Annotated in this window: 21 protein-coding genes and 1 tRNA gene; 18 read left to right on the top strand and 4 right to left on the bottom strand. The window is 68.5% G+C overall.

Translation table 11 applies throughout. The features are described 5' to 3' along the window. Positions 1-12 precede the first annotated feature (12 nt). From V8686_RS06285 to V8686_RS06235, 11 genes are all read left to right on the top strand, one after another. Positions 13-783, top strand: coding sequence for a CehA/McbA family metallohydrolase (locus V8686_RS06285; protein ID WP_379703102.1), 771 nt, complete (start codon positions 13-15; stop codon positions 781-783). A gap of 43 nt (positions 784-826) precedes the next feature. After that, positions 827-1,825, top strand: coding sequence for a S49 family peptidase (locus tag V8686_RS06280; protein WP_379703101.1), 999 nt, complete (start codon positions 827-829; stop codon positions 1,823-1,825). Then, entirely contained in the window at positions 1,812-2,852 is a 1,041-nt protein-coding gene (locus tag V8686_RS06275) for a DUF4350 domain-containing protein (RefSeq protein WP_379703100.1), read from the top strand. The genes V8686_RS06280 and V8686_RS06275 overlap by 14 nt, the downstream gene beginning before the upstream one ends. Positions 2,853-2,899: 47 nt before the next feature. Next, a complete protein-coding gene (locus V8686_RS06270) occupies positions 2,900-3,445 on the top strand; it encodes a peptidylprolyl isomerase (RefSeq protein ID WP_379703099.1) in 546 nt (181 codons plus the stop codon). A 60-nt stretch (positions 3,446-3,505) separates the two neighbouring features. Further along, the gene (gene pabB, locus V8686_RS06265; RefSeq protein WP_379703098.1) at positions 3,506-5,005 is read left to right on the top strand and encodes an aminodeoxychorismate synthase, component I; all 1,500 of its coding nucleotides are present in this window, start codon (positions 3,506-3,508) and stop codon (positions 5,003-5,005) included. Next, a complete protein-coding gene (locus V8686_RS06260; RefSeq protein ID WP_379703097.1) occupies positions 5,002-5,583 on the top strand; it encodes an anthranilate synthase component II in 582 nt (193 codons plus the stop codon). Before pabB ends, V8686_RS06260 begins: the two co-directional genes overlap by 4 nt. Continuing rightward, the gene (locus V8686_RS06255) at positions 5,568-6,434 is read left to right on the top strand and encodes an aminotransferase class IV (protein WP_379703096.1); all 867 of its coding nucleotides are present in this window, start codon (positions 5,568-5,570) and stop codon (positions 6,432-6,434) included. Before V8686_RS06260 ends, V8686_RS06255 begins: the two co-directional genes overlap by 16 nt. A gap of 74 nt (positions 6,435-6,508) precedes the next feature. Then, on the top strand, positions 6,509-6,994 hold the full coding sequence (locus V8686_RS06250; RefSeq protein ID WP_379703095.1) for a hypothetical protein: 486 nt from the start codon (positions 6,509-6,511) through the stop codon (positions 6,992-6,994). A gap of 56 nt (positions 6,995-7,050) precedes the next feature. Beyond that, positions 7,051-7,135 (top strand) — tRNA-Leu (locus V8686_RS06245). Between the two features lie 437 nt (positions 7,136-7,572). Further along, positions 7,573-8,058 carry a DUF5813 family protein gene (locus V8686_RS06240; protein ID WP_379703094.1) on the top strand — a complete coding sequence of 162 codons (486 nt, stop codon included), beginning with the start codon at positions 7,573-7,575 and terminating at the stop codon, positions 8,056-8,058. Between the two features lie 45 nt (positions 8,059-8,103). Beyond that, the gene (locus V8686_RS06235; protein ID WP_379703093.1) at positions 8,104-8,424 is read left to right on the top strand and encodes a hypothetical protein; all 321 of its coding nucleotides are present in this window, start codon (positions 8,104-8,106) and stop codon (positions 8,422-8,424) included. Here the strand turns inward: V8686_RS06235 and tmk are convergent. Next, positions 8,421-9,005 carry a dTMP kinase gene (gene tmk / locus V8686_RS06230; protein WP_379703092.1) on the bottom strand — a complete coding sequence of 195 codons (585 nt, stop codon included), beginning with the start codon at positions 9,003-9,005 and terminating at the stop codon, positions 8,421-8,423. The two genes, V8686_RS06235 and tmk, sit on opposite strands and share 4 nt — an antisense overlap. 175 nt (positions 9,006-9,180) lie before the next feature. Here tmk and V8686_RS06225 point away from each other — a divergent pair, with 175 nt between their 5' ends. From V8686_RS06225 to cofG, 5 genes are all read left to right on the top strand, one after another. After that, entirely contained in the window at positions 9,181-10,068 is an 888-nt protein-coding gene (locus tag V8686_RS06225) for a complex I NDUFA9 subunit family protein (RefSeq protein ID WP_379703091.1), read from the top strand. A gap of 158 nt (positions 10,069-10,226) precedes the next feature. After that, positions 10,227-11,414, top strand: a complete 1,188-nt coding sequence (locus tag V8686_RS06220) for a tubulin/FtsZ family protein (RefSeq protein ID WP_379703090.1) — start codon at positions 10,227-10,229, stop codon at positions 11,412-11,414. After that, entirely contained in the window at positions 11,383-12,183 is an 801-nt protein-coding gene (locus tag V8686_RS06215; protein ID WP_379703089.1) for a hypothetical protein, read from the top strand. The genes V8686_RS06220 and V8686_RS06215 overlap by 32 nt, the downstream gene beginning before the upstream one ends. A 97-nt stretch (positions 12,184-12,280) precedes the next feature. Continuing rightward, entirely contained in the window at positions 12,281-12,916 is a 636-nt protein-coding gene (gene cofC, locus V8686_RS06210; RefSeq protein WP_379706488.1) for a 2-phospho-L-lactate guanylyltransferase, read from the top strand. A gap of 48 nt (positions 12,917-12,964) precedes the next feature. After that, positions 12,965-14,095, top strand: coding sequence for a 7,8-didemethyl-8-hydroxy-5-deazariboflavin synthase subunit CofG (gene cofG, locus V8686_RS06205; protein ID WP_379703088.1), 1,131 nt, complete (start codon positions 12,965-12,967; stop codon positions 14,093-14,095). Here the strand turns inward: cofG and V8686_RS06200 are convergent. Then, entirely contained in the window at positions 14,087-14,641 is a 555-nt protein-coding gene (locus tag V8686_RS06200) for a metal-dependent hydrolase (RefSeq protein WP_379706485.1), read from the bottom strand. The genes cofG and V8686_RS06200 overlap by 9 nt on opposite strands. Before the next feature lies 1 nt (position 14,642). Beyond that, the gene (cofH, locus tag V8686_RS06195) at positions 14,643-16,046 is read right to left on the bottom strand and encodes a 7,8-didemethyl-8-hydroxy-5-deazariboflavin synthase subunit CofH (protein ID WP_379703087.1); all 1,404 of its coding nucleotides are present in this window, start codon (positions 16,044-16,046) and stop codon (positions 14,643-14,645) included. 131 nt (positions 16,047-16,177) lie between these two features. On the opposite strand from cofH, the gene uppS reads away from it, so the two are divergent. Then, on the top strand, positions 16,178-17,104 hold the full coding sequence (gene uppS / locus V8686_RS06190; RefSeq protein WP_379703086.1) for a polyprenyl diphosphate synthase: 927 nt from the start codon (positions 16,178-16,180) through the stop codon (positions 17,102-17,104). A gap of 83 nt (positions 17,105-17,187) precedes the next feature. After that, positions 17,188-18,072, top strand: coding sequence for a mechanosensitive ion channel family protein (locus tag V8686_RS06185; RefSeq protein WP_379703084.1), 885 nt, complete (start codon positions 17,188-17,190; stop codon positions 18,070-18,072). Positions 18,073-18,346: 274 nt separating this feature from the next. Here the strand turns inward: V8686_RS06185 and V8686_RS06180 are convergent, their stop codons facing one another. After that, on the bottom strand, positions 18,347-18,955 hold the full coding sequence (locus V8686_RS06180; protein ID WP_379703083.1) for an undecaprenyl diphosphate synthase family protein: 609 nt from the start codon (positions 18,953-18,955) through the stop codon (positions 18,347-18,349). Positions 18,956-18,973 lie beyond the last annotated feature (18 nt).

The raw sequence follows: 18,973 nt of genomic DNA, 5'->3' as shown, positions 1-18,973 counted from the left end.
CGAACGGGAATCGTGAGTCAGACGACGATTCGGATCGATCCGCACGTCCACTCCGAGGCCTCCTACGACGGCCACGACCCCGTCGAGTTACTACTGGAACAGGCGGCCGAAATCGGTCTGGACGGCATCGTCGTCACCGATCACGACGTGATCCACGAGTCGCTTCGAGCGGCCGAACTCGCCCCCGAGTACGGCTTGCTCGGCATTCCCGGTGTGGAAGTGTCGACGGAGGTCGGCCACCTGCTGGCCATCGGCGTCACCGAGATGCCGCCCCGGCGCGCCCCCCTCGACGAAACCGTCGCGTGGGTGCGCGACCACGGCGGCGTCGCCGTCGTACCGCACCCGTTCCAGCGCTCCCGTCACGGCGTGCCGCGACGACACCTCGTCGACTGCGACGCCATCGAGGTGTTCAACTCGTGGCTGTTCACCGGCTTTCGCAACCGGCGGGCGCGCCGGTTCGCCGCGGAACACGGCTACCCCGCGCTGGCCGCCAGCGACGCCCACTCCGTGCCGCACGTCGGCCGGGCGTACACGGAGCTCGCTATGTCGGGCGTCGACCGGGCCGCCCTCGACGGCGAGGCAGTGCTTGACACCCTTCGGAGCGGCGAGATGCGGATGCGCGGGCGGCGCCAGCCCATCCCCGCGTCGGCACGACACTACGCCATCGGGTCGGCGCGCAAGAGCGGTTACTACGCGAAGGCCGGCGCCCTGAAAGGTCGTGCAGCGGCCAGGGCCGGCGTCGTCCGCGGCGCCCAGTTGCTCGCCGATCTGTCCCTTCGCTGACCCCCGACCGACGTTTTTTGTAGTGGTGTGCCAACACGTACTCATGGCGAGCAGAATCCGAGCCCTCCTGTCACGAATCGCACGCTCGTACGTGCTGTTCGTCGTGGTGGGCGTAGTCGTGGGACTCGCACTGGCCCCCGTGGCGTGGAACGCCACGTCCTCCGAGGGGACGGTGGCGGTCGTCCCCCTCTCGGGTACCATCGACGGCTCCACTTCCGCGGGCGTCTCGTCGATGCTCCAGCAAGCCCGGAACGACCCGGACGTGAAGGCAGTCGTGTTGGTGGCGAACAGCGGGGGTGGTGGTGCCGCCGCCAGCGAGGAGCTGTACCTCCAGACCAAACGGACGGCCGCGGAGATGCCACTCGTGACCAGCGTCGACGCCTCGGCGGCCTCGGGCGCCTACTACACCATCGCGCCGAGCGACCGCATCTACACCAAGCCGGCGTCGACCGTCGGGAGCGTCGGGGTGTTGGCGACGGCCCCTCAGGAACTCGAGCCGACGACCCTCGTCGCGACGACGGGGCCGAACAAGTTGACCGGCGGCGACGCCCGTGAGTTCAACTACATCCTCGAGTCGCTGGGTAACGCCTTCATCGGCGCCGTGTTCGAGCAACGGGGCGACCGACTGGATCTCTCGCGGACGGAACTCGAACAGGCACGCATCTACAGCGGGACGCAGGCGGTCCGGAACGGAATGGCCGACGCCATCGGCGGTCGGCAGGCCGCAGTCGAACACGCCGCCGACGAGGCGGGGCTGGACCGCTACGACGTGCGGGTGATGCGCCCGGACGGGACCGCGCGCTTCCTCTCGCGGTCGAACTACGTCGCGTCGACGGCACCGGACAAGGAGATGGTCTCGGCGCAGTATCTCTACGGGGAGGACCCGTCCGGCCCAGTCTTCCTGATGGTACCGGCGACGTATCTCGACCCGTCGAACGACGATAGCCGGGAGCGACGCACCGACAACCGAACTGCGTCCGACGAAGGAGCGGTGCCCCCGACGGTGGCCGCGGACGTGGGAGGGACCCATGTGGTTGCGTGAGGTGGGCAAGCGGGTCGCGGTGCTCGTCCTGACCGTCGTCGTCGTCGTCGCCATCGCGGGCGCCGGCCCGGCGGTACTCACATCGGACGAGGAGCGGACGACGCTCCAGAACCCCGAGTACGAACCCGACTCGGTCGCCCCCGATCAGCTCGCCGCGACCGGGACGGTCGACCCCGCTTCCGTTCCCGGCGCCACCACGAACGGGACGGTACTCATCGACCGCGGGCACGCCAACCGCATCACCCGCGCGGACATCGAACCGCTGGTCGATGCGCTGGTCCGCCAGGGATTCAACGTCGAGTTCTACACGAGCGGTGACCTCGCCGCCCAGCTCGAGGGCGCCGATACGTTCCTCGTGGTCGATCCCGGCACCGAGTATCTCCCCGGAGACGTGGACGACGTCCGGCAGTTCACGGGCAACGGCGGCCACCTGGTGATGGTCGGCGAACCGGACCGCACCGCGATCAGCAGTGGCCTCTTCGGATCCACCATCCAGAACCAGGAGAGTCGCCTCACGACGCTCGCCGCCAGTTACGGGATGAGCGTCGACACCCAGTACCTCTACAACCAGGAGCACGCCGACGGAACCTTCAAGCACATCGTCGCGCGGCCAACGGGAGAGGGAACCCTCGACGACGTCGAACGGACGACGATGTACACCGCAGCGGCGGTCACCACGAGACGGGGGACGGTCCTCCTGCGGAGTGCACCGAACACCCACAAATCCGGGAGTGACGAGGTGACCGGCGAGTATCCGGTCGCGGTGCGCACGGAGAACACGGTGTTGCTCGGCGACAAGACGTTCCTGCGCGGGGACCGGTACAACGTCGCCGACAACGAGGAGTTCATCGCCTACCTCGTGGAGTTCATGATTCAGGGGGACAACCGGTCGCCGATCAACGGCGACGAGGACGGGCCGGAGGGCGAGGACGGACCCACACCGTCCACGCCGACGCCGACGGCCACACCGACGCCGACGGCCACGCCGACGCCAACCCCGACACCCGAACCCGGCGTCGACGACTGATCGCCCGCGGTCAGCAACGTTATGCCGCCGGACCGCGAGGAACCGGTATGAGCAATCCGACGGCGACGCTGCACACGACACACGGCGACATCACGGTCGAACTGTTCGCGGATCGAGCGCCGAAGACGGTGGAGAACTTCATCGGTCTGGCCGAAGGGACCGACGACTGGGACAGCCCCGTCGAGGCCGGTACCGGCGCGTGGGAGGACCCCGAGAGCGGCGAGAAGCGGACCGATCCGCTCTACACGGACGTCCCCTTCCACCGGATCATCTCCGACTTCATGCTCCAGTGTGGCGACCCGACCGGCACCGGTCGCGGCGGTCCGGGCTACACCTTCGACGACGAGTTCCACGACGAACTCCGCCACGACGGCGCGGGTGTCCTCTCGATGGCCAATCGCGGCCCGAACACCAACGGGTCGCAGTTCTTCATCACGCTCGACGCACAGCCCCACCTCGACGGCGATCACGCCGTCTTCGGCGAAGTCGTCGACGGGATGGACGTGGTCGAGGAGATCGGGTCGGTCCGGACGGGACCGAACGATCAGCCCGCCGAAGACGTGACCCTGAAGTCCGTGGATGTGGATCGCTGAGCCGACGGAGACGACGCTGGCACGCCAAGCGTCGGGACCGACCGTACCGGGGGACACACGGTGAACCCGACGATCCGAACCTCCCTCGACTCCTTCCGTGCGGCGGCCGCGACGGCGTCGCCGGGCGCCCGCGTGCCGGTCGAGGTGACCCTCGACGCCGATCCGTTCGAGGCCTACCGCCGGGCGCGCGGTGACGCCCCCGCCGTGTTCTTCGAGACGTCGGGGGGACGGCCCGGCTGGGGCTACTTCGGCGTCGAACCCGACGCAGTCTACGAGGTTGGGGGGAACGAGGACGGCGTCCTGCGGACGATCACCGACCTGGTCGAGGCGGCGTCACTCGTCCGCGGCGACTGCGAGATTCCCTATCCCGGTGGCTTCTTCGGATGGCTCTCCTACGACGCAGTCAGGGAAATCGAGGCTCTGCCGTCGACCACCGTCGACGACCGGGGACTCCCGCGTCTCCAGTTGGCGCGATACACCTGCCTCGCCGCGTGGCGAACGGGCGAATCGGTGCTGCGCTTCGTCGCGACGCCGCGGGTCGGCGGCGACACGGACGGCGAGCGGGTGGAGACCACGCCGACGGACGGCGACGCCGTCGACGCCGCCTACGAGCGCGGCCTGCAGCGGGCACTCGACCTCGCCGACGCAGCACGAACGGGTGATCCGTCCGTCGACCCACCGCCGACGACCGGTCCGGTCACCTTCCGGAGTTCGTGTGACCGCACGGCGTACCGCGACCGGGTGCGTCGGGTCAAAGGGTACATCCGCGACGGCGACACGTTCCAGGCGAACGTCTCGCACCGACTGACCGCCCCGGCCGCGGTCCATCCCGTCGAGGCCTTCGCCGCGCTCCGCACGGTGAACCCGGCGCCGTACTCCGGGCTGGTGGAGTTCCCGGGCGTAGATCTGGTGAGTGCGAGTCCGGAGCTCCTGCTGGAACGGGACGGCAACCGACTGGAGACCGAACCGATCGCCGGTACCCGCCCGCGGGGCGAAGACGGGGCGGCGGACCGCCGCCTGCGGGCCGACCTCCGGAACGACGAGAAGGAGCGGGCGGAACACGCGATGCTGGTCGATTTAGAGCGCAACGACCTGGGGAAGGTAAGCGAGTACGGATCGGTCACGGTCGACGAGTACCGCCGGATAGACGAGTATTCGGAGGTGTTTCACCTCGTCTCGACGGTGTCCGGTCGCCTCCACGAGGGGTACGACCTCGGCGACGCCATCGGCGCCCTGTTCCCCGGGGGGACCATCACGGGCGCCCCCAAACCGCGGACGATGGAGATCATCGACGAGGTGGAGCACCACCGCCGCGGGCCGTACACGGGCAGCATGGCGGCCATCGGCTTCGACGGGCGAGCGACGCTCAACATCATCATTCGGACGCTGGTCCGTCACGGCGACGAGTACCACCTCCGGGTGGGCGGCGGCGTGGTCCACGACTCGGTGCCCGACCGGGAGTACGACGAGACGCTGGCGAAGGCACAGGCGCTGATCACCGCCGTCGACACCGCCCTCGGCGACGACACGGAGATGGACGTGGAGGCGGGCGCCGGATGACCCGGGTTCTCGTCGTCGACAACTACGACTCCTTCGCGTACAACCTCGTCCAGTACGTCGGCGGGGCGGCCGACGAGGTGCTCGTCCGCCGGAACGACGCGGTGGACGTGGCGGGGATCCAGGCGATCGATCCGGACGCCATCGTCGTCTCTCCCGGCCCGGGAACGCCCCGGGATGCGGGCGTGTCGATGCCGGTGTTCGCCGACCTCGAGTACCCGACTCTCGGAGTCTGTCTCGGCCACCAGGCGCTCTGTGCAGTCCACGGCGCGGAGGTGGGCCACGCCCCCGAGGTGGTCCACGGCAAGCGGTCGACGATCAGCCACGACGGCCACGGGGTCTTCGCCGGCCTCCCAGACCGAATCGAGGTGGGTCGGTACCACTCGCTGGCGGTCGAGCGAACGGACGTACCCACAGTTCTGGAGGAGACGGCTCACACCGACGACGAGAACGGCGTCGTGATGGGCGTCCGCCACCGGAAGAAACCCCACGTAGGCGTGCAGTTTCATCCGGAGAGCATCCTGACCGACGACGGACAGCAACTCGTCCGCAACTTTCTGGACCGATGCAGTACCACGTGAACGGCCACCTCGTGCCCGCCGCGGAGGCGACGGTGCGGGTCGACGACCGGGGCTTCCTCTACGGCGACGCCGGGTTCGAGACGTGCCGGGCCTACGACGGGACGGTCTTCGAGTGGGACGCTCACCGCGACAGGCTCGTCGGGACCTGCGAGACCCTCGGCATGGGCGAGGCCGTCCCCGGTGACCTCCGGGAGCGCATCGCGGCCACGCTGGACGCGAACGACCTCGACGACGCCTACGTCCGCGTCTCGGTGACGCGGGGGGTCCAGCCCGGGAAGTTGACGCCCGACCCGGCGGTGGACCCCTCGGTCGTCGTCATCGTCAAGCCGCTCCCCCGAGGCGGCGTCGGGGGGGAGTCGACGTGGGACGATCCGGCGACGGTGCGGACGGTCGACCGACGACGGATCCCGGAGTCGGCGATGCCCGCCGACGCCAAGACGCACAACTATCTCGACGGCATCCTGGCACGACTCGAACTCCGAGACACCGACGCGGACGAGGCCCTGATCCGCGATACGGAGGGGTTCGTCGCCGAGGGCGCGACGAGCAACGTCTTCGTCGTCGCCGACGGGGTGCTGAAGACGCCGGCCCTGTCGGGGCCGATTCTCCCGGGCGTGACGCGTGCCGTCGTCCTCGATCTGGCGGCGGACCTGGACGTCCCGGTGGAGACGGGGGCTTACGGCGTCGAGACGGTCCGCACGGCCGACGAGGCGTTCCTGACGAACACGACGTGGGAGATCAGACCCGTAGCGGCCGTCGACGACGTCGCCGTCGGCGGCGGTCCGATCACCGACCGACTCGCGGCGGCGTTCGACCGGCGGGTCGAGGCGGTACACTACCGGCGTGGGTGACCCGGCGAGGACCTATCAGCTTCGACATTGTTGTCTGACGATGGTTTATGAGCGGCGGGAGCCGTGTTCGGAACATGGACACGAATCCCATAGAGACGGAGCGATCCGAATCGGACTCCACGGACGACGACGCCGAGACGGCGGCGACGGCGAGCGTCGTCGAGGCGGACGACGCCGCCACGGACGGCGGCGAGACCGACACAGAGGCCGAGTCGGGCGGGTCGAGCGCGGTCGGACCGCTGACCATCACGCTGCCGGACGGGAGCGAGAGCGTCTCGGAGGCGATTCTCTCTCACCGGCGGATGCTCACGAACCCGTCGGATCACGGGCTGGTCTCGGCCGACGAGGCCGACGAGGCCCGCGAGGCGATCGAGACGCTGTCGGAGGAAGTTCCCGAGGACCTCCAGGGCGAGTTGGAGACGCTCAACGCGTCTATCGAGGGGATGACGGCGAGACTCGACCGGCACGAACGACGGATCGCCGAGCTTCAGGATACGGTGGAGTCGCTCGCGGAGATTCTGGGCGCGTCCGTCGAGTTCGAACACCGCGGCAAAGCGTAGTCGATCGCTGCGCGGACCGAAAGCCACTTGCGGTGGAACGGGAAACGGAGACCCGGGCGAGGGTGGCCGAGCCAGGCCAAAGGCGGCGGGCTTAAGACCCGCTCTCGAAGGAGTTCGGGGGTTCGAATCCCCTCCCTCGCACTGCCGCTCCGAACGAACGTGAGGAGCGTGCAGTGCGTCCAGGGAGTCGAACCACGGTCGTTCCGTTCGCTTCGCTCACTTCTCTCCCCGGTTCGACTCCCCTGCCTCACAACGAGTGAGGCATCCAGAGGTGCCGAACGAATGCGTCGAGAGTCGTACTGTACTACCGAAGCCACGGACGAAACACGCACGACGCGGTCGCTCGATGGTCGACGGTCAAAAGCGAAAAGCGATGTACGGGGAAAGAGGGTCCGTACGATCGCTTGCCGCCCTGAATTGGTCCCCGCTGACGCTTCGGCCCTCCAGACGAAGCGTCACTTGGGGCAAACGGCGGCAGAAACTTAAACATGCCGCCGTCGGCAGGATGCTGGGGGAGCCGAAAGTCGCCACCTCGACGACGCGAGGGACTTTTTGCCGCTCACGCCCTGTCGTTCCGTATGAGCGAGACCACCGGACGGGCCACACGGGCGTTCCGCGACCACGAGATGTTCGCCAGCACCGACGACGACCGGTTCGAAGCGACGACGACGGCCTTCGATGCCGTCGTGGAGGCAGTCGAGAACGAGGGACGGATCGACTACGCGGTGGAGATCCGAGCGCCGTCGCTCTCGGCGGCCGTCGACGGCGACGTGGCGGCGGTCGTCGAGGAGGGATGGATGGAGACGCTGGAACTGCGGGTGGCGGACGCCGACGGCGTCGTCCGCGGCGACCACGAATTCGACCCGGCGGTTCGACTGACCGACACGGAGGTGGTCGTCGAGATGTCCTTTACCGACATCGACGAACGGCGGGGCGTCGACGACGCCGCCGCCATCGTGAACTACGTCGAGGGCACCTACGTCCAAGGGATCATCCCGGGCTACGACTACACCGGACCAGTGGCGCAGTTGGTCGACCGGGCACAGGGGAACGCGGGTCGGTAGGTGCGGAAGCGACAGTGAAAAGCCGGTCGAGCCCCCAGATCCGCTATGGCGACTCTCCTGGATGTTGCCCTGATGGCCGTCGTCTTCGTCGGTAACACCCTCGTCGCGGCGGTGATGACCCGCTTTTTCCGCATCCAGTTGCACACCCGGTGGGGGACCGTCGTGTACACGGCGCTGCTCGTCCCGGTGGTACTCGTGATAACGACCATCGTCGCGTTCAGCCTCGGTGTCGGCGTCGACCTCGGGAGCGCCGGCGCCGTCCTCGGCCTGATGGTCGGGCTCCCGATGGCGCTCGGCGTGACCATCGACGTGTTGTACGTCCCGGCGCCGGACGAGTACGAACTGCCCGACACGGCGGGGCGCTAGTCGAGCAGTCGGTCGACGACCGCCGTCACGTCGTCGAGAACGGTCGCTTGCGGACGCGTGGCGTCGATGCGGACGAACCGGTCCGGGTGCTCGTCGATCAGTCGCTCGTATCCTGCACGGACCGCACGGAGGTGGTCCACCCGCTCGAACTTGTTCGTCCGGCCGCTTCGCTCGGCGGCCGTCTCGGGGTCGACGTCGAGATAGAGCGTGGCGTCCGGTGGCCGAGAGATCGGGCCGTGGATGGAGCGTACGTATTCGAAGGGGTCGGCGAGCGTGGAGTCGGCGAGCGTCGCCGCCTGGTAGGCGATCCGGGAGTCCGAGTAGCGATCCGAGACGACGGTCGATCCGTCGGCAAGGGCGGGACGGATCACCCGCGAGAGGTGGTCGGCGTGGTCGGCCATGTAGAGGAAGAGTTCCGCCAGCGGGTCGGCGTCGTCGTCGTCGACGGAGCGGAGGACGGCCTCGCCGTACCACGAATCGGTGGGCTCGCGCGTGAAGACGGCCGCCGGATAGCGGTCACGGAGCGCCCGCCAGGCCGTCGTCTTGCCGCTCCCGTCGAGTCCCTCCAGCGTGATGAGCATGGCCGACGTTACGGAGGGAGGGGATTAACCGTCCGGGTCCGCGACGCGGGGCGACCTCGCCGGATCTATTGAATCCATGATATATAGTTGGAAACGCTCGCCGGCGGGCGAACGCCGCCGTGTTAACGGTTCACAGCGCGTTAGCTTTAGGTCGATTCGCGGAAATGTATAGGCTATGAAGATTCTTGTAACCGGCGGGACGGGATTCGTCGGCCGATACCTGTGCCGCGAACTGAAGTCTCGGGGCCACTCGGTGACGGCGCTCGCACGGCAGCCGAGCAAGGGTGATCTACCGGGTGGGGTCGAGAAGGCGATGGGCGACGTAACGGCCTACGACTCGCTGGTCGAACCCATGAGGGGGCACGACGCCGTCGTCAATCTGGTCGCGCTCTCGCCGCTGTTCAAGCCTTCCGGCGGCGACGAGATGCACGACCGGATCCACCGGGGGGGAACCGAGAACGTCGTGCGCGCGGCCGAGGAGACGGGCGTCGAGAAGATCCTGCAGATGAGCGCGCTCGGCGCCGATCCGAACGGACCTACGGCGTACATCCGCGCCAAGGGCGCGGCCGAGGAAGTCGTCAAGTCGTCGTCGTTGCGCTACGTCATCTTCCGGCCGTCGGTGATCTTCGGCGACGGTGGCGAGTTCGTTCCCTTCACGAAGAAACTCGCGCCACCGTACCTGACACCCCTTCCGGGCGGCGGGAAGACCCGCTTCCAGCCGATCTGGGTCGAAGACCTCGCCCCGATGCTCGCGACGGCCGTCGAGGACGACGCGTACGACGGCGGGGTCTACGAGGTCGGCGGCCCGGAACGACTGTCGCTCGCGGACGTCGCGCGCAAGGTCCACGGGAGCGAGGGGCGACCGGCGACCGTGATCCCGGTGCCGATGGCCCTCGCCAAGATCGGACTGTCGGTACTCGGATCGATTCCCGGCGCCCCGATGGGCGCCGATCAGTATCGATCGCTCCAGTTCGACAACACCACCGAACACAACGACGTGGGGGCGTTCGACGTCGACGAGTCGGCGCTCCGCACCCTCGGCGACTACCTCGCCGACCGCTGACGGGCGTCCGCCATCCGTCAGACGCCGATCTGACGGGCGACACCGGACCGCAGTCGGTCGATTAGCTCTCGTATCTCGTCGACGAGAGGCGCCCCCTCCCACAAGGTTTATGGTCGTTTTGCGCCTGGATTCTTGCCAATGAAGAGGCGTCTGAAACTATGAAACTGGCCATGATCGGTTTCGGGCAGGCCGGCGGCAAGGTCGTCGACAAGTTCATCGAATACGATCAGCGGACGGGGAGCGAAATCGTCCGCGCGGCGGTCGCCGTCAACACTGCCAAGGCCGACCTGATGGGTCTCGAACACATTCCGCAGAACCAGCGCGTGCTCATCGGCCAGTCCCGAGTGAAGGGACACGGCGTGGGCGCGGACAACGAACTCGGCGCGGAGATCGCCGAGGAGGATATCGGTGAGATCCAGGGCGCCATCGACGGCATCCCCGTCCACGAGGTCGACGCCTTCCTCGTGGTCGCCGGACTGGGCGGGGGTACCGGGAGCGGTGGCTCACCGGTGCTGGCGAAACATCTCAAGCGCATCTACACGGAACCCGTCTACGGTCTCGGCATCCTCCCCGGGAGCGACGAGGGTGGGATCTACACGCTCAACGCCGCTCGCTCCTTCCAGACGCTCGTCAACGAGGTGGACAATCTCCTCGTCTTCGACAACGACGCCTGGCGGAAGACGGGCGAGTCCGTCCAGAGCGGCTACGACGAGATCAACGACGAAATCGTCCGTCGTTTCGGCATCCTGTTCGGCGCGGGCGAGGTTCGCGAGGGCCAGGAAGTCGCCGAGTCGGTCGTCGACAGCTCCGAGATCATCAACACGCTCTCCGGCGGCGGCGTCTCGACCGTCGGTTACGCCTCCGAAACGGTCGAACGCAAGCAGAACTCCGGTGGCCTGCTCTCGAAACTCACCGGCAACGACGAGTCCATCGAGGATCAACTCGACTCCGCCAACACCACCAACCGCATCACGAGCCTGGTCCGCAAGGCGGCGCTCGGTCGCCTGACCCTCCCCTGTGAAATCGACGGCACCGAGCGCGCCCTCCTCGTGATGGCCGGACCCTCCGCCTACCTGAACCGGAAAGGCATCGAACGCGGCCGGAAGTGGCTCGAAGAGCAGACCGGGAGCATGGAGGTCCGCGGCGGCGACTACCCCGTCAACGACAGCGACTTCGTCGCCTCCGCCATCCTGCTTTCGGGAGTCACGAACGTGCCCCGAATCAAGGAACTGCAGCAGGTCGCCATCGAGGCACAGGACAACATCAGCGAGATCCGCGAAGAGAGCGAAGCCAATCTCCAGAATCTAGTCGAAGATGACGAGGACGAACTCGAATCACTCTTCTAGGGTCGTCCTCGCCACACTCGTCGTACTGCTCGCCGCGACCGTCCCGGCGGCGGCAGTGTCGGTTACTGGCGAGGATGTCCCCGAGGAGGCGCAGGTCGGCACGCAGGTATCGGCGACGATCACGCTCGACGAACTGTACCAGAACCCCCAGAGCGAGCAGTGGCAGCTGTCGGGGACGACCGAACTGACCGACGTGTCCTGGACCATCGTCTACTACGACCAGACGGGGTCGCAGGTGAACCTGATCGAACCGACGGGCCAGGCGTTCTCCGGCGTCGACGTCGCCGCGAGTTCCGGCACCGCCGAGGTGGAGGTCCGGGTCACCGGAACGGTCCCCGAAGTGGACGCCTACAGCTACGACCCGGCCCAGCGATTCCAGCTGATGGAACTCAAGCGTGGCCAGCAAGGCGGCGCCAGTAACACCATCGAAAGCTGGGAGACCCACCACTACACCGAGCGGAGCGCGTCGGCGCGCGCCGCCCTCGACGAAGCGGGCAGCGCCATCGAGACGGCGCAGTCGAACGGCGCGAACCCCGCGGACGCGCAGGCCAACTACGAGGACGCCGTCGCCGCCTACAACGACGGCAGCTTCGACGTGGCGACCAACCTCGCCAACCGAGCGACTCGGCAGGCAAACCAGGCCCAGCAGTCCCAGCAGACTCAGCAGTTGATCATCTACGCCGTGGGCGGACTGCTCGTCCTCGGCCTCCTCGTCGGCGGCGTCGTCTACTGGCGCTCCCAGCAGGGACCGGACGACCCGCTCGGGTGATCGTGGTCGTCGCAGCCGGCCGGCAGTGGAACGCGCCCTAACTGGGAATCGACGACCGAAAACGGAACCGGATTCACCGACGACACTCACGATGGAGATGCAAGTTCTCGTCCCGTTCGAGGCGACGCGGCCCAAGACCCGACTCGACCCACTGCTCGCCGCCGACGAGCGGGCCGCCTTCGCACGGGCGATGCTCCGTGACGTACTCTCGGCGCTTCTAGAGACCGGCCACGACCCCGTCGTCGTCGCGACGGCGCCGGTCGACCTCGGCGACGACGTCCTCGAGGGCGTCCCGGTCACCGTCGACGAGCGCCCGCTCTCGACGGCGGTGAACTCCCGTCTCGGCGGCACCGATCCGGTTGGCATTCTCGTGTCCGATCTCGGTCTGGTGACGCCCCGGGCGATCGGATCGCTGGTCGCGGCCGGGGCCGAAGCGGACGTCGCCGTCGCGCCCGGCCGCGGCGGCGGGACGAACGGTCTCGTCGTGTCCCACCCCGAGTTCCGCGTCGACTTCCACGGCGTCTCCATCCGCGACCACCTGAACGCGGCGGAATCGGTCGGTGCCGACGTACGTCTCGTCGACTCGATGCGCCTCGCGACCGACGTTGACGAGCCGTCCGACCTGGTCGAGGTGTTGCTCCACGGCGAGGGCGAGGCGGCGGCGTGGCTCCGAGCGGCGGGGTTCGAACTCGCCGTCGGCGACGGTCGGGTGGGGATCGACCGGACGGTGTGACCGAACCGAAGTGGGGGGTTTTTGAGCGTCGGGCGTCGATTCGCGGCCATGTCACGGGCACCCGAGGACGACGACGAACGGGTCGCTCCCGGCGCCCTCGTCGACGCCGACGCGGCCACCGATCTGCTCGACGTGACACCGACGGACGTGGGGCCGGCACCCGAACTCACCTTCGCCCGAAACGTCTTCCTGCCGCTGACGACCGCCTGTCGCTACACCTGCACCTACTGTACGTTCTACGACGTGCCCGGCGAGGCGTCGCTGATGCCGCCGGAGGCGGTCCGGGAGCAACTTCGGTTCGGCGCCGAGGCCGGCTGTACCGAGGTGCTGTTCACGTTCGGCGACGCGCCGGACGAGCGATACACCGCCGTCCACGACCAACTCGACGACTGGGGGTACGACACGATGCTCGACTATCTCTACGACGCCTGTGAGATGGCCCTCGACGTCGGCTTGCTCCCCCACAGCAACCCCGGAGACCTGCGTGCCGCGGCCCTGGACCGTCTCGCCGAGGTCAACGCTAGCATGGGCGTGATGCTGGAGACGACGGCGGACGTGAGCGCGCATTCCGGGGGGCGGCGGAAGACACCCGAGCGCCGACTGGGGACGATACGGGCGGCCGGCGAGGCGTCGGTCCCGTTCACGACCGGCATCCTCGTCGGCATCGGCGAATCGCGCCGCGACCGGGCCGAGAGCCTGCTGGCGATTGGCGAACTCCACGCACGCTACGACCACGTTCAGGAGGTGATCGTCCAGCCGGTCGTTCCCAACGAGCGCTCCGACTTCGAGCGGCCGAGCGTCGAGACGATGCGCGAGACGGTGGCGATGGCGCGGGTCGCCCTGCCGGACGAGGTGTCGGTGCAGGTGCCGCCGAATCTCGCCCCGACGCGGGAGTTGCTCGACTGCGGCGTCGACGACCTGGGCGGCGTCTCGCCGGTCACGGACGATTACATCAACCCCGACCACGCGTGGCCGGCGGTCGAAGAACTGGAGGCGCTCGCGGCCGAGACGGGGGTCCCCCTCCGAGAGCGGCTGCCGACGCACGATCGGTACCTGCCCGCGGCGTATCGGGACGGGGAGGTGGCGTCACCGGCCGCGGGGTCGTGGCTCCGGCCGGCGATCCGGGAAGCGTTGGCTGCCGAGGACGGGGCCGGCCGCCGGTATCGCGCCCTACAGTAACCGTTCCTCGACGTCCGGCAGGCGCTTGCGGACGAGCGTGTAGGCGCCACCGACGGCGATGAACCCGAGGGCGACGCGCCGGACCGTCGGACCGAAGACGAACAGCCCGGGCGCGAGCAGGAGGACGGTGAGTAGGTAGTCCTCGGGCGCGCCGTCGTATCGTACCCAGTATCGCGGGGCGAGCCAGCGACTCCGCGAGTGGAGATACACTGCCTGCGCGGAGGTGCGCTCCCACGGCCGCGGCTCCGTCCCCGCGCCGAAGGCGTCGCTCACGGAGTGGACCGCCGCCGAGAGGAGGAACCAGGCAGCAGCGATGGTGGCGAAGCCGGGAGCGAGCGAGGCGGCGACGAGGGCCGGGATCGCGCCGAGCCAGTAGTAATCGGGGAAGTGGAGCGTCTTCCGGTGGACGCCGGCGACGAGGTCGAGGTCGGGGAAGACACCGCCGGCCATCGCGGCGAGGGCGGCGGCGGGGGCCAGTTCCGGCGCGACGACTGTCAGCGGGAGCGCGAGGAGGAGTCCGACGGCCGCGTGGGTCGTCGCCATCATGTCAGTCGTCGGCTTCACCGGTGTTACCGGTCGTCCGAGCGGCGTCGTCCCTCGCCGGCGAACGGGCGTCGAGTAGCGGCGTCCCGTCGGCGCGGGGACCGAGACGAGGGCCGTGAGGGCCGTCGTCGGGATCGATCGGTCGCCGGCGCTCGTAGTCCGTCGAGCGCTCAACGGGTCGGCGGCCGATGGCGGTTACCATGTCGACGTAGTCGGCGACGGAGCGGAACTCGCCGTAGTCGCCGCCGGCGCGCTTGGTGATCTCCTCGGAGAGGAGCGTCCCCATGAAGTCGTTGGCGCCACAGGAGAGCGTCTTCAGCGACTTCTCGTCGCCGAACTTCACCCACGAGGTCTGGACGTTCTCGACGTTGTCGAGAAAGAGTCGGGAGACGGCGATCATGAGTTCGTCCTCGGCGTCGGTGGCACCGCCGTCGACGAGGCCGCGCTCGTAGAGCGGCGTCTGCTGGTGGACGAAAGAGAGCGGAACGAACTCGGTGATGCCGCCGGTCCGGTCCTGCAGGTCGCGTACCCGCTGCAGATGCATGACACGGTGCATCTCGTTCTCGACGTGCCCGTACATGATCGTCGCGGTGACGGGCAGACCGGCGGCCATCGCCCCCTCCATGGCGTCGAGCCACTCCTCGGTGTCCATCTTCGCGGGACAGATCACGTCGCGCACCTCGTCGACGAGAATCTCCGCGGCGGTGCCGGGCGCGCTGTCGAGACCGGCGTCCCGGAGGCGGCGGTACACCTCCTCGTAGGACCAGTCGGTGCCGCGGCGGGCGTGGTAGGCCTCCTCGGGCGTCATCGAGTGGACGTGGACGCCGTCGACGGACATGGCGCAAATCTGGTCCACGTACGTTCCCGGCGACGTGGTGTAGGCCGCGGGTGGGCGATAGTTCACCCGCTCCGGGTTCTCGGCCGCGTCGAGCAGTTCGCGGTGGTCGGCGTCGAGGGCGAACGCGGGGTGGAGGCCGCTGACCGAACACACCTCCGAGATGCCCATGTCGACTGCCTCCTCGACGGCCCGGCGTGAGTCGGCCGGCGTCTTGGTGAAGCCGCCGTGGTCGTCCGGGGCGTCGGTCTCGAACGCCGACGCGCGATCCTTGAAGTTACAGAACTGACAGCCGGTGTCACAGGCCGTCGTGACGTTGTTGTTGAGGTTGGCGACGAAGGTGACGTCGTCGCCGACGACCTCCGCACGCCGACGGTCCGCCGCCTCCAGCACCGCTTCCTTTCGCGCGGGATCGATCCCCTCGCGGTCGGTGCCGGTCGTCAGGAGTTCCACCCCGTCGGCGACGGTGAGCCGGTGACCGTCCCGGGCCTTCGCCAGCGCGTTCTCGAAGTGCTGGTCGGTCTCGGGGACGTGTTCGAACCCCTCGACCGCCGCGTTGGACGGGTCACTCATCGTGACGAAACACACGCCCGAGGCTAATAGGGGTTGTCGTCCCCGACCCCCGTCCAGTCCGGTGATCGGAGACACGACCCGACGTCCCGGCTGTCAAAAGACCCATACTGGTCGACGCCGTCGCACCCAACATGCACTCGCGGGTACGGGGCTGGATCGACCGCGCGTACGAGCGGCTCCTCCGCCGCGACATCGAGGATGGCCCCGATCACGTCGCCATCATCATGGACGGGAACCGGCGGTACGCCCGCGAACGCGGGGACGAGACGACCGAGGGCCACCGCGAGGGCTCCCGAACCACCGAGCAGGTGCTACGGTGGTGTCAGGACCTCGGCGTCGAGGAACTCACGCTCTATGCCTTCTCGACCGAGAACTTCGACCGACCGCCGGCGGAACGAGAACAGCTGTTCGACCTCATCGAGTCGAAACTCCGGGAGTTCGCCGACGCGGAGGGAGTCCACGAGAACGAGGTGTGCATCCGCGCCCTCGGCGAGGTGGAACGCCTGCCCGACCGAGTCCGCGAGGCCGTCGACTACGCCGAGGGACGGACCGCGTCCTACGACCGCTTCCGCCTGAACATCGCGGTGGCGTACGGCGGCCGGGCGGAACTGCTCGGCGCCGCCCGCGACACGCTGATGGCGGTCGACGAGGGCCGCCTCGACCCCGACGACGTGGACGTCGCGGCCATCGACCGCCGCCTGTACGCCCGCCCCGTCCGGGACGTGGATCTGATCGTCCGCACCGGCGGCGACGAGCGCACGAGTAACTTCCTGCCGTGGCACGCCAACGGAAACGAGGCCGCCGTGTTCTTCTGTGCGCCCTACTGGCCCGAGTTCTCCAAGGTGGACTTCCTGCGAGCGATCCGGACCTACGAGTCACGCGAGGCGTCGTGGCGCCACACCCGGACGGAGCGGGCAGTCGCGCTGGTTCGAGCGGTCGCGGGGTCGTCGCTGGTCGAGACACGCGACGTCGTCGGTCGCCTCCGCGAGCAGTTGCCCCGAGGTGGTGCCGAGGAACTGTCGGCCGAACTCGACCGCCAGGACCGGACCGCCGAGTAACGCCGGTTCGGTCGCGCCGGTCCTCCCCGACCGCCGAGTGACGACGCCGAGACATATGTAGCGTCCGCCCGTGAGTGCCGGGTATGCACATCGTCGCGCAGATGACGACTACCCCACCGCCCGCCGTCGGCCCCGAGGAACTCGCCGACTACTGGCCCACCATCGTCCGCGGGGCGTGGTTCCTGGCCGGGTTCGTCGCCACCCTCCTCGTCGGCTGGTTCGTCGTCGAACCCCTCGTGGGGCAGTACGTCCGGCACCGTAACCGAAACAACCCAACGCTCCGGGAGGCCGTCACGCGGTACGTCCGACTGCTCGTCGTCCTCGTCGCCTTCTTCGTCGCCGCCGGCGTCGCGGGCTACGGCGACCTACTCGGCGACTCGTCGCTCGTCATCGCCGCGGCGACGCTCGCCATCGGCGTCGCCGGGCAGACGGTCGTCGGATCCCTCGTCAGCGGTCTCGTCCTCGTCGCCGACCCCGAGTTCAACGTCGGCGACTACATCGAGTGGGCCGACGGGGAAGGAACGGTCCAGTCCATCACCCTCCGGGTGACCCGAGTACTCACGCCCGACGGCGAACTCATCACGGTACCGAACACGACGCTGACCGGGAAGGCGATCACCCGCCCGTACGGCCGGAAGCGTCGCCGGATCGTCGAACACGTCGGCATCGAGTACGAGGCGGACGTGAGCAACGCCCTTTCGCTGCTTACGGAAGCGACGGACGCCGTGGACGACATCGAGGCGGAGCCGACGCCGAAGGCCTACGTCGACGAGTTCGGCGGCGACGCAGTCGTGCTTCGCGTCCACTACTGGATCGGCGACGCGCGGCGACAGGACATCTTTGCCGCTCGGTCGGCGTACGCCCTGGCGGTCGAGCGTCGCTTCGACGAGGCGGGCATCACGATCAGCCCCGCCTCCAAACGCGAACTGCTGGGTCGCATCGGCGTCGAGGGCGACGTCGAGGGGTAGTCGTCCCGGGCGACCGTCGGGACGCCGGGCGAGACACCGCCCCAGTTCAAACGGTCCTTCGAGATTCGGGCGAACACGCGCACGCTCTTCACCGCCGGCGTCACGCCGGTTCGGCGGGGACAGAGCGGGCCGTACCTCCTGCAACCGGTCGCGCGGGGGAGGAGCGTCAGTTACGAGTCGACGACGGGGACGGGGACGGGGACGGGAATCGAAAGCGAGACCGAAGCCTGACGCTCCGCGGCGCGATAGTGATTTTCGGCCGCTTCACCGGCGTTCAGCGGCCAAATCGTCGCTGCCGGTTCTGGTAGTCGAGGACGGCCCGGAGGTAGTCGCGCTTGCGCACGTCCCGCCAGTTCACGTCGGTGAAGTAGAGTTCGGAGTAGACGGACTGCCAGATCATGAAATCGGAGAGGCGCTCGGCACCCGTCTTGATCAGTAGGTCGGGTTCGTCGGGGAAGACGAGTCGTCGCTCCACGTCAGCCCCGTCGACCTCCTCTGGATCGAGACGCCCGGCGTCGACCTCCTCGGCCAGCGAGCGGACCGCGGCGGCGAACTCCCCTTTGCCGCCCAGGCCGACGTTCACCTGGACGGGGGCCGCGGCTGGTTCGGTGTCGTCCGGCGCTCGGACGGCGACGGGACGGGGCGCGTCGATGGCACGGAGTTCGCGCTCCAGCGTCGGCACCACCGCCTCGTCGAGGACGCTCACGGAGACGGTGACGCGTTCGGCGCCGTACTCGAACGCCCAGCGGAGGACCCGTTCGAGGCGAGCGTAGGCACCCTGTTCCAGCAGGTCGCGTTCGGTGAGTACGAGGGCGACATGAGCGGGTGGCTCACCGTCGTGAATCCGCTGTCTGAGCGCGAGATAGCGGTCGTACAGGCCCACGGCGGAGCTAGGGAGTGG

The sequence above is a fragment of the Haloplanus litoreus genome (genome assembly GCF_045690335.1).
In the GTDB taxonomy this organism is placed as follows: Archaea; Halobacteriota; Halobacteria; order Halobacteriales; family Haloferacaceae; genus Haloplanus; species Haloplanus litoreus.
The sequence above is the reverse complement of the archived record's forward strand: the minus strand, read 5'-3'. Positions and strand labels throughout refer to the sequence as shown.

Bases quoted from the DNA above. Each gene is read 5' to 3' on its own strand.
- V8686_RS06280 (WP_379703101.1), top strand. From the start codon at position 827: ATGGCGAGCAGAATCCGAGCCCTCCTGTCACGAATCGCACGCTCGTAC.
- V8686_RS06275 (WP_379703100.1), top strand. From the start codon at position 1,812: ATGTGGTTGCGTGAGGTGGGCAAGCGGGTCGCGGTGCTCGTCCTGACC.
- V8686_RS06270 (WP_379703099.1), top strand. From the start codon at position 2,900: ATGAGCAATCCGACGGCGACGCTGCACACGACACACGGCGACATCACG.
- V8686_RS06260 (WP_379703097.1), top strand. From the start codon at position 5,002: ATGACCCGGGTTCTCGTCGTCGACAACTACGACTCCTTCGCGTACAAC.
- V8686_RS06255 (WP_379703096.1), top strand. From the start codon at position 5,568: ATGCAGTACCACGTGAACGGCCACCTCGTGCCCGCCGCGGAGGCGACG.
- V8686_RS06250 (WP_379703095.1), top strand. From the start codon at position 6,509: ATGGACACGAATCCCATAGAGACGGAGCGATCCGAATCGGACTCCACG.
- V8686_RS06240 (WP_379703094.1), top strand. From the start codon at position 7,573: ATGAGCGAGACCACCGGACGGGCCACACGGGCGTTCCGCGACCACGAG.
- V8686_RS06235 (WP_379703093.1), top strand. From the start codon at position 8,104: ATGGCGACTCTCCTGGATGTTGCCCTGATGGCCGTCGTCTTCGTCGGT.
- tmk (WP_379703092.1), bottom strand. From the start codon at position 9,005: ATGCTCATCACGCTGGAGGGACTCGACGGGAGCGGCAAGACGACGGCC.
- V8686_RS06225 (WP_379703091.1), top strand. From the start codon at position 9,181: ATGAAGATTCTTGTAACCGGCGGGACGGGATTCGTCGGCCGATACCTG.
- V8686_RS06220 (WP_379703090.1), top strand. From the start codon at position 10,227: ATGAAACTGGCCATGATCGGTTTCGGGCAGGCCGGCGGCAAGGTCGTC.
- V8686_RS06215 (WP_379703089.1), top strand. From the start codon at position 11,383: ATGACGAGGACGAACTCGAATCACTCTTCTAGGGTCGTCCTCGCCACA.
- cofC (WP_379706488.1), top strand. From the start codon at position 12,281: ATGCAAGTTCTCGTCCCGTTCGAGGCGACGCGGCCCAAGACCCGACTC.
- cofG (WP_379703088.1), top strand. From the start codon at position 12,965: ATGTCACGGGCACCCGAGGACGACGACGAACGGGTCGCTCCCGGCGCC.
- V8686_RS06200 (WP_379706485.1), bottom strand. From the start codon at position 14,641: ATGATGGCGACGACCCACGCGGCCGTCGGACTCCTCCTCGCGCTCCCG.
- cofH (WP_379703087.1), bottom strand. From the start codon at position 16,046: ATGAGTGACCCGTCCAACGCGGCGGTCGAGGGGTTCGAACACGTCCCC.
- uppS (WP_379703086.1), top strand. From the start codon at position 16,178: ATGCACTCGCGGGTACGGGGCTGGATCGACCGCGCGTACGAGCGGCTC.
- V8686_RS06185 (WP_379703084.1), top strand. From the start codon at position 17,188: ATGCACATCGTCGCGCAGATGACGACTACCCCACCGCCCGCCGTCGGC.